This window comes from Microbacterium sp. B35-04 (assembly GCF_010634885.1).
Taxonomy (GTDB): domain Bacteria; phylum Actinomycetota; class Actinomycetes; order Actinomycetales; family Microbacteriaceae; genus Microbacterium.
In genome coordinates, this window is the sequence record NZ_MWLP01000071.1 from 22,758 (window position 1) to 29,732 (window position 6,975).

Consider the following 6,975-nt stretch of genomic DNA (forward strand, 5'->3'; position numbering starts at 1 on the left):
CGGTCGCACTCCCGCGATGCTCGATGCATGACCGAATCCGCCGCCGCGCTGCGTCCCGCACTCACGCGCCTGCTGCCGACGCTGCTGCTCCTGCTGACGGTGTTCGGGCCGATCTCGATGGACCTCTACCTGCCGGCGCTGCCGGCGCTCACGACCGACCTCGGCGCATCGACCTCGGTCGCACAGCTCACGGTGACGGCGTGCCTCGTGGGACTCGCCGCCGGACAGCTCCTCGCCGGCCCGCTCTCGGACCGCTTCGGTCGTCGCGGCATCCTCCTGATCGGCATCGTCGCGTACATCGCCACGTCGGCGCTCTGCGCCGCGACCCCGACGGTCGAGACGCTCATCCTCGCCCGCTTCGTGCAGGGTCTCGCCGGCGGCGTCGGCATCGTCATCGCGCAGGCCGCGGGCCGCGACGTGTACTCCGGCGGCGCGCTCATCCGCTTCTACGGCCGGCTGACCGTCGCCGGCGGCCTTGCCGCGATCATCGGCCCCCTCCTCGGCGGGCTGCTCACCTCCGTCACCGACTGGCGCGGACTGTTCGCCTTCCTCGCCGTCCTCGGCGGCGGCATCCTCGTCATCGCACTGATCGCCTTCCCCGAGACACTGCCGCCCGACCGGCGCACGCACGGCGGATGGGCCCAGACGCTGCGCGACTACCGGACCCTCGTGACGGATGCCCCGTTCCTCGGCGCCGTGCTCAACCAGGGCTTCCTCTACGCGGCGCTCTTCGCGTACCTGGCGGGGTCGACCTTCGTGCTGCAGGACATCTACGGGCTGACCCCGCTCGGCTACGCGCTCGCGTTCGGCCTCAACTCCGCCGGCTTCATGGTGTTCGGCTACGTCGCCGGGCGGCTCGCCGAGCGCTGGAGCGTGCGCGGCACACTCATCGCGGGCATCGTCGTCGCCGGCGTCGGCGCTGCGGGGCTGCTCGTCGCGGGGCTCACGCCGATGCCGCTGTGGGTCGTGGTCGTCTCGCTCTTCGCGCTCGCCGTCGGCGTGGCGATCACCTCTCCGCCGGCGACCACGCTCGCCCTCGTCGACTACCCGCAGATGGCGGGCACCGCGTCGTCGCTGCTGGGCATGGTGCGCTTCGGACTGGGCGGGATCGCCGCTCCTCTGGTCGGTGTCGCAGGTGCCGCGAGCATCCTGCCGCTCGGACTCGTCACCGTTGTCGCGGTCGGCCTCTCGGCGGTCGCGTTCCTCGCCCTCGCCCGTGGCCGACGCCCCGCCTCGAACGCGGAACAGGCAACGGTCGCGGCATCCGTGATCTGAAAACCCCACGCAGAACCCCGAGAACTGCACCCCCGAGAAGAAGGAGAACCCACATGCGCGCAGTCGTCATGTACGCGCCCGGCGACGTCCGGGTCGAAGAGCGGGACGACCCCACGATCATCGAGCCGACCGACGCGATCATCCGCCTCGCGGCCTCGTGCATCTGCGGATCGGACCTCTGGCCGTACCGCGGAGACGACGCGGTCGACCACACGCCGATGGGGCACGAGTACGTCGGCGTCGTCACCGAGATCGGCGATCAGGTGAAGGACGTGAAGGTCGGCGACTTCGTCGTCGGCTCGTTCTTCGCATCCGACAACACCTGCGAGATCTGCCAGGCCGGGTACCAGTCGCGGTGCATCCACGCGTACCCGATGGGCGCGATCGGGACCCAGTCCGAGTACGCCCGCGTCCCGATGGCCGACGGCACCCTCGTGGCCACCCCCGGCATGCCCGACGCCGAGCTCATCCCGTCGCTGCTGGCGGCATCCGACGTGCTCGGCACCGGCTGGTTCGCCGCCGTCGCGGCCGAGGCGGGCCCCGGCAAGACCGTCGCGGTCGTCGGGGACGGCGCGGTCGGGCTGCTCGGCATCCTGGCCGCGAAGCACCTCGGCGCCGAGCGGATCATCGCGATGAGCCGCCACGCCGACCGGCAGGCCCTCGCCCGCGAGTTCGGCGCGACCGACATCGTCGAGGAGCGCGGCGACGAGGGCGTGACGAAGATCAAGGAGCTGACCGGCGGCTACGGCGCGCACAGCGTCATCGAAGCCGTCGGCACGCAGGAGTCGATGATGCAGGCCATCCGCGCGACGCGTGCGGGTGGGCACGTCGGGTATGTCGGCGTCTCGCACGACGTCGCCCTCGACGGGCTCGAGCTCTTCTTCTCCGGCGTGCACCTGCACGGCGGCCCGGCGCCGGTGCGCCGGTTCCTGCCGGAGCTGATCCAGCTCATCTGGGACCGCAGGATCGACCCCGGCAAGGTGTTCGACCTCTCCCTGCCGCTCGAAGAGGCGGCGGAGGGCTACCGGGCGATGGACGAGCGTCGTGCGACGAAGGTGCTCCTGACGGTCTGAGCCCAGCTCTGCCGGCCGGCGAGAGAACGGCCGGCAGGGCGCCGCTCCGGTCCGGTCACATCGGGGCGGGCTCCGCGGTCACGACGGGGCCGTCGCTGACGGGGCCGGCGGCTCAGGCCTCGGCGAAGAGACGATCCAGCACGTGGCGTGCGAACTCCGCCTGGCCCGGCGGCTTGTTCGTGATCATGATGAGCCCCTTCCACAGGGCCCACCCGCGACCGCGCGCCCACGTCGCCTCGTCGACGGCATAGTCCGTGCGGAACCGCTCGCGCGCAGCCGCCTGCGTCGACGTCCAGCGGAACACCGTGTCGCACGCGGGGTCGCCGGCGCCCGCGCAGCCGAAGTCGATGACGGCGGCGAGCTCGGCGCCCCGCACCAGCAGATTATTGAGCGAGACGTCGCCGTGGAACCACCGCGGGGGCGCGGTGAACGGCGCCGCAAGCGCATCCCGCCAGATCCCCGTCGCGAGGTCCCGCTCCCGGCCGTGCACGCGGAAGAGCAGGTCACCCATCTCGTCGTCCCAGTGCTCGAGCGGCCCGCCGCGGAAGGCGCTGTGCAGGCCCGGGGCTGGGGCATCCGTCGCGTCCGCCTCGCCGAGGCGCATCAGGAAGGCCGCGAGGTCGGCGGCGAAGCGCGCCCAGTCGGCGACGGGCGTGACGGATGCCGGCTCCCCGGCCATCCAGCCATACACCGACCACGGTGCGGGGAACAGGTCGCTCGGCTCGCCGATCCCCTCGACCGCGGGGATCGGCAGCGGCACCGCGGGTGCGAGGCGGGGCAGCCACCGCTGCTCCTTGCGCACCTGCGGCACGTAGTCGGGCGCGCTCGGCAGCCGGACGCTGAGGCGGTCGCCCAGCCGGAAGATGCGATGGTCGTTCCCGCCGTTGCGCACCGGGCGGAGCGGAAGGTCGCGCCACTCGGGGAACTGCGCAGCGATCAGCCCGCGGACGAGCTCCTCGTCGATGCGCGACGCCTCGACAGGTACCGTCACGCCGTCGTCCATTTCCGGGGCGCGGCGATCGATCCGCGGTCGACGAAGCGGGTCGGCATCACGATGGTCCGCACCGGCGCCTGGGGGTCCTCGATGCGTTCGAGCAGCGTCCGCATCGCGGTCGCGCCGAGGGCTCCGGCATCCTGATATCTGGTCGAGACGCCCGGCTGCACCATGCTCATCCACGGGGCGTCGTCGAAGCCCGCCAGACTCACATCCGACGGGATGCCGAGGCCCAGTGCCGCCGCGGCGCGCCAGGTCCCCTCGGTGAGCACGTTGTTGGTCGCGAAGACCGCGGTCGGACGATCGGCGCGCGACAGGATGCGCTCGGCCGCGGCCTGGGCCTCGTCGGCATCCCACCCGGCCTGCACGATCAGCGACTCGTCCACGCGCACCCCGCGTGCCGCCAGCGCGTCGAGATATCCCTGCTGGTGCTCCTCGCCGGTGGTCCACTCGGTCTTGTCGATCAACAGGGCGATCCGCTCATGGCCGGCGGCCAGCAGCCGCATCGTGGTGTCGTGCGCCGCCGCCCGGTTGTCGACGACGACGGCGTCGCTCTCTTCGGCGTCGAACCGACGGACGACCTCGATGAGGGGCACGCCGATGCGGCTGAGGAAGCCGCTCAGCTCGCGCGAGACCGGCGTCGCGATGACGCCCGACACACGGGACGCCACCAGCTCCTCGGCGGCCGCGAGCTCGTCGGCGCTGTCGCCGCGCAGGTCGACCATCACGAGGGTGCGGCCGTGCGCGCGTGCCTCCTCGCCGATGCCCGAGGCGAGTTCGGCGTAGAAGACGTTGCGCAGGTCCGAGACGAGGACGCCGACCGAGCGGCTGGTGCGCTGCTTGAGTGCGCGCGCGGTGACGTCGACCACGTAGCCGAGTTCCTTCGCGACCGCACGCACGCGTTCGCGCACCTCCGGGGCCACGTAGCCGTTGCCCGACATCGCCCGGGAGGCGGTGGAGCGCGAGACCCCGGCGGCGTCGGCGACCTCGCGGATGGTCGGGCGCGCGAACGGGGCACCCCGTTCGGTCACCACTCCTCCGTCACGGTCACGGTCAGCTGCACAGAGGACTCCTCGCCGGGTCCGAGGACTATCTCGAACTCTTGCCCGGACGAGCGCCAGCCTAGCGGGAGGAGGGGCGTGATCCCGGCGCGCGCCGGCTGGGGCAGCGGGTTGCGCATGCGCACCGTATAGGCCGCCGATTCGCCCGCGACGGCGCGGCGACGGTAGGGGAGCAGCCGTGCGGTCTGCCCGGAGGGTCCGCGCGCGACCGCCGTCACGCTCATTCCAGTCTCTTCCGGTACTCGTCCCAGGTGCGGCCGATGAGCGAGAGGTGCTCGAGGTCGATCGGCTCACCGTCGCGCACATGCTCGAGGTAATAGAGCGCGGGAACGCCGAGCCCCGCCTGCGTCTCTGCGTGGTCGAGCCACTCCGCGCGGTTGGGCATCGGCCACTGGTCGGTGTCGACCGGATACCCGGGAAGCACCCCCGAGACGATCTCGAACCGTGCGCGAAGCTGCGCCGCGACCGACACCGGCCGGCCGGTGACGTCGTGCTCGAGGACGTCGTTCGTGCGCACCATGTCGGTGACGTCGCCGAACGAGGGGTGCACGGTGTGGGTGATGACGAGGGCGTCGGGCCTGATGGTGTGCGCGCTGGACAGCGCGCAGATCTGCATCCAGCGGGCGCCGTCGCCGTCACTCAGTTCCAGATCCGGGGAGGTCACCACGCCGCGGGGGCCGGTGCGCCAAGAGAGCGAATAGCCGGCTCCGTGAACGGTCCGTCGACCGGAGTCACTCGTCAGCGAGGGAGTGGAACTCATGTCCTCAGTCTATGTGACAACGTTCCCAGGCGCTTGAAGTGAGGAGATGTCAGAGGCGTTCGGCGCACGTCCCCGTGTCAGCGACGCTCGGCGCACCTCGCCATGTCAGCGGTGCTTGGAGATAGCCCGACCTCAGAGGCGTTCGGCGAGTACGGCGCCCTGCGGGTGCTTCTCCGTCGCGCGGGGCTCCCGGTCGAGCACCGCTGTCACGCGGAAACCCGCCTGGCGCAGGGCCTCCCGCACGTACGGCGTGTGGTGAAGGTAGGCGATCAGGTCGACGTCGTGCCCGTACGGCTTGTCGAGCCGGCGCTGTCCGGTGCCCGCCTGGAAACCGAGAAGGAGCAGCCCGCCGGGGCGCAGCACGCGACGGAACTCGGCATACACCACCCCCAGCCGGTGCGGCGGGGTGTGGATCGTCGAATACCAGGCCAGCACGCCGTCGAACGGCTCATCGGCGAAGGGCAGCTCGGCGTTGTCCGCGGCGACGAGTTCGAGTTCCGGATGCCGCGACCTGGCCTCGGCGAGCATCGCCGGAGAGAGATCGCTGCCCGCGATCACGAGCTCCGGGTCCAGCGTCAACAGGTGCGAGATCATGCGCCCGGTGCCGCAGCCGGCGTCGAGCACTGCCGCCGGCCGAGACTCGAGCCCCTCGACGAAGTGCTGCACCATCGCGAGCTCGGGGGCCGCCTCGTACCGCGTGTCGGGCAGCATCGCGGCATAGCTCGCTGCCACCTCGTCGTAGGCGGTGCGCGTGCGCTCGACGTCGGCCGAGGTCATGCGGCACTCGCTGCCGGCGCCGTTCCGGTTCGACCGGAATCCAACGACGCGAGCAGAAACCGGTGGGTCTCGGGATCGGCGGCCGCCACCAGACCCTGCACGCCCGTGTGGAGTTCTCCGCCGTCGAGGTTGGTGAGGACCACGCCCGCCGCACGGCAGAGCGCGATTCCCGCGGCCCAATGAACGTTCCCCTCCAGCTCTCCGCCGGTGACGTAGCCCGCTTGCTGTCCCGTCGCCACCCACGCGAGGGCGAGCGTCGTCGAGAGGCACTGTGGTCGCAACCGCGCGCGGAAGACCGGGTCCGCCAACAGCGGGAGACCCATCCGATCAGGAAGACGCCGTTCGAGGTTGAGCGCGACGAGGCGGGACGACGCTGTCGGCGTGAGCGCGGTGTCGTCCTGACCCGCTCCATCCCCCAGCGCCTGGCGCCGCCATGCGTCGACGCCGTCCGTCCAGAACACGCATCCGGCCGCCGGATCCGCGACGGCGGCAGCAGTGGTCGAGCCGTCGATCTCCAAAGCCACGTTGACGCCGAAGAGGGGGACGCCCGCCGCGAAGTTGAGGGTTCCGCAGATCGGATCGACGAGCCAGCGACGCGAGGACTCGCCGTCGCTGCCGAGCTCCTCGCCGACGATGGCGTCATCGGGCCGATGCCGTGTCAGCACCGCGCGGATCGCGCGTTCCGCCTCGATGTCGGCCGCCGTTGTGAAGTCGACACCGTCCTTATCCGTGCGCTCGGCAGCGCTTCCGTAGCGGGCTCGCGCCACCTCCGCACCTGCCAAGGCGGCGAGCATCGCGACATGTGCGTCGGAAGAACTTGCGTCTGAAGAACCTGCGTCAGTAGGTGCGGATCCCATCACCGGTTCAGTCAAGCACGTACCTCACCCGCGGTTCCTCGGCGCGCGCGCACTGCGCACCGGCGGGGTGTGAGCAGCTCCAGTGGGAGCGCTCAGAAGGGTGGGCCGTCTGGCGAACCGGGTGGGTTGTGGTCGGTGGACAGCCAGGGTTCGCGCATCATCTGTCGTCGGCGTTGCG

Annotated in this window: 8 protein-coding genes; 2 read left to right on the forward strand and 6 right to left on the reverse strand. The window is 71.4% G+C overall.

Going from position 1 to position 6,975, the window contains the following annotated elements:
- Positions 1–27 precede the first annotated feature (27 nt).
- Both B1729_RS15525 and B1729_RS15530 read left to right on the forward strand, forming a co-directional pair.
- Entirely contained in the window at positions 28–1,275 is a 1,248-nt protein-coding gene (locus B1729_RS15525) for a multidrug effflux MFS transporter (RefSeq protein ID WP_163633659.1), read from the forward strand.
- A 53-nt stretch (positions 1,276–1,328) separates the two neighbouring features.
- Complete coding sequence (locus tag B1729_RS15530) at positions 1,329–2,348, forward strand: zinc-dependent alcohol dehydrogenase family protein (RefSeq protein ID WP_163633661.1); 1,020 nt, start codon at positions 1,329–1,331, stop codon at positions 2,346–2,348.
- A 112-nt stretch (positions 2,349–2,460) separates the two neighbouring features.
- Here B1729_RS15530 and B1729_RS15535 read toward each other — a convergent pair whose 3' ends face one another.
- The 6 genes from B1729_RS15535 to B1729_RS15560 all read right to left on the reverse strand — a co-directional run bounded on the left by B1729_RS15535 (position 2,461) and on the right by B1729_RS15560 (position 6,734).
- Positions 2,461–3,339 (reverse strand): aminoglycoside phosphotransferase family protein, encoded by an 879-nt coding sequence (locus B1729_RS15535; RefSeq protein WP_239539667.1) that lies wholly within the window; start codon positions 3,337–3,339, stop codon positions 2,461–2,463.
- Positions 3,336–4,373, reverse strand: a complete 1,038-nt coding sequence (locus tag B1729_RS15540) for a LacI family DNA-binding transcriptional regulator (protein ID WP_239539668.1) — start codon at positions 4,371–4,373, stop codon at positions 3,336–3,338. The genes B1729_RS15535 and B1729_RS15540 overlap by 4 nt, the downstream gene beginning before the upstream one ends.
- Complete coding sequence (locus B1729_RS15545) at positions 4,370–4,627, reverse strand: hypothetical protein (RefSeq protein ID WP_163618547.1); 258 nt, start codon at positions 4,625–4,627, stop codon at positions 4,370–4,372. Before B1729_RS15545 ends, B1729_RS15540 begins: the two co-directional genes overlap by 4 nt.
- Entirely contained in the window at positions 4,624–5,163 is a 540-nt protein-coding gene (locus B1729_RS15550) for a hypothetical protein (RefSeq protein ID WP_163633667.1), read from the reverse strand. Before B1729_RS15550 ends, B1729_RS15545 begins: the two co-directional genes overlap by 4 nt.
- Before the next feature lie 132 nt (positions 5,164–5,295).
- Positions 5,296–5,940 (reverse strand): class I SAM-dependent methyltransferase, encoded by a 645-nt coding sequence (locus tag B1729_RS15555; RefSeq protein WP_163618549.1) that lies wholly within the window; start codon positions 5,938–5,940, stop codon positions 5,296–5,298.
- A complete protein-coding gene (locus B1729_RS15560) occupies positions 5,937–6,734 on the reverse strand; it encodes an inositol monophosphatase family protein (RefSeq protein WP_239539669.1) in 798 nt (265 codons plus the stop codon). The genes B1729_RS15555 and B1729_RS15560 overlap by 4 nt, the downstream gene beginning before the upstream one ends.
- Between the last annotated feature and the right edge of the window lie 241 nt (positions 6,735–6,975).

Coding starts and splice junctions, on each gene's coding strand:
- B1729_RS15525 (WP_163633659.1), top strand. CDS start 28: ATGACCGAATCCGCCGCCGCGCTGCGTCCCGCACTCACGCGCCTGCTG.
- B1729_RS15530 (WP_163633661.1), top strand. CDS start 1,329: ATGCGCGCAGTCGTCATGTACGCGCCCGGCGACGTCCGGGTCGAAGAG.
- B1729_RS15545 (WP_163618547.1), bottom strand. CDS start 4,627: ATGAGCGTGACGGCGGTCGCGCGCGGACCCTCCGGGCAGACCGCACGG.
- B1729_RS15550 (WP_163633667.1), bottom strand. CDS start 5,163: ATGAGTTCCACTCCCTCGCTGACGAGTGACTCCGGTCGACGGACCGTT.
- B1729_RS15555 (WP_163618549.1), bottom strand. CDS start 5,940: ATGACCTCGGCCGACGTCGAGCGCACGCGCACCGCCTACGACGAGGTG.
- B1729_RS15560 (WP_239539669.1), bottom strand. CDS start 6,734: ATGCTCGCCGCCTTGGCAGGTGCGGAGGTGGCGCGAGCCCGCTACGGA.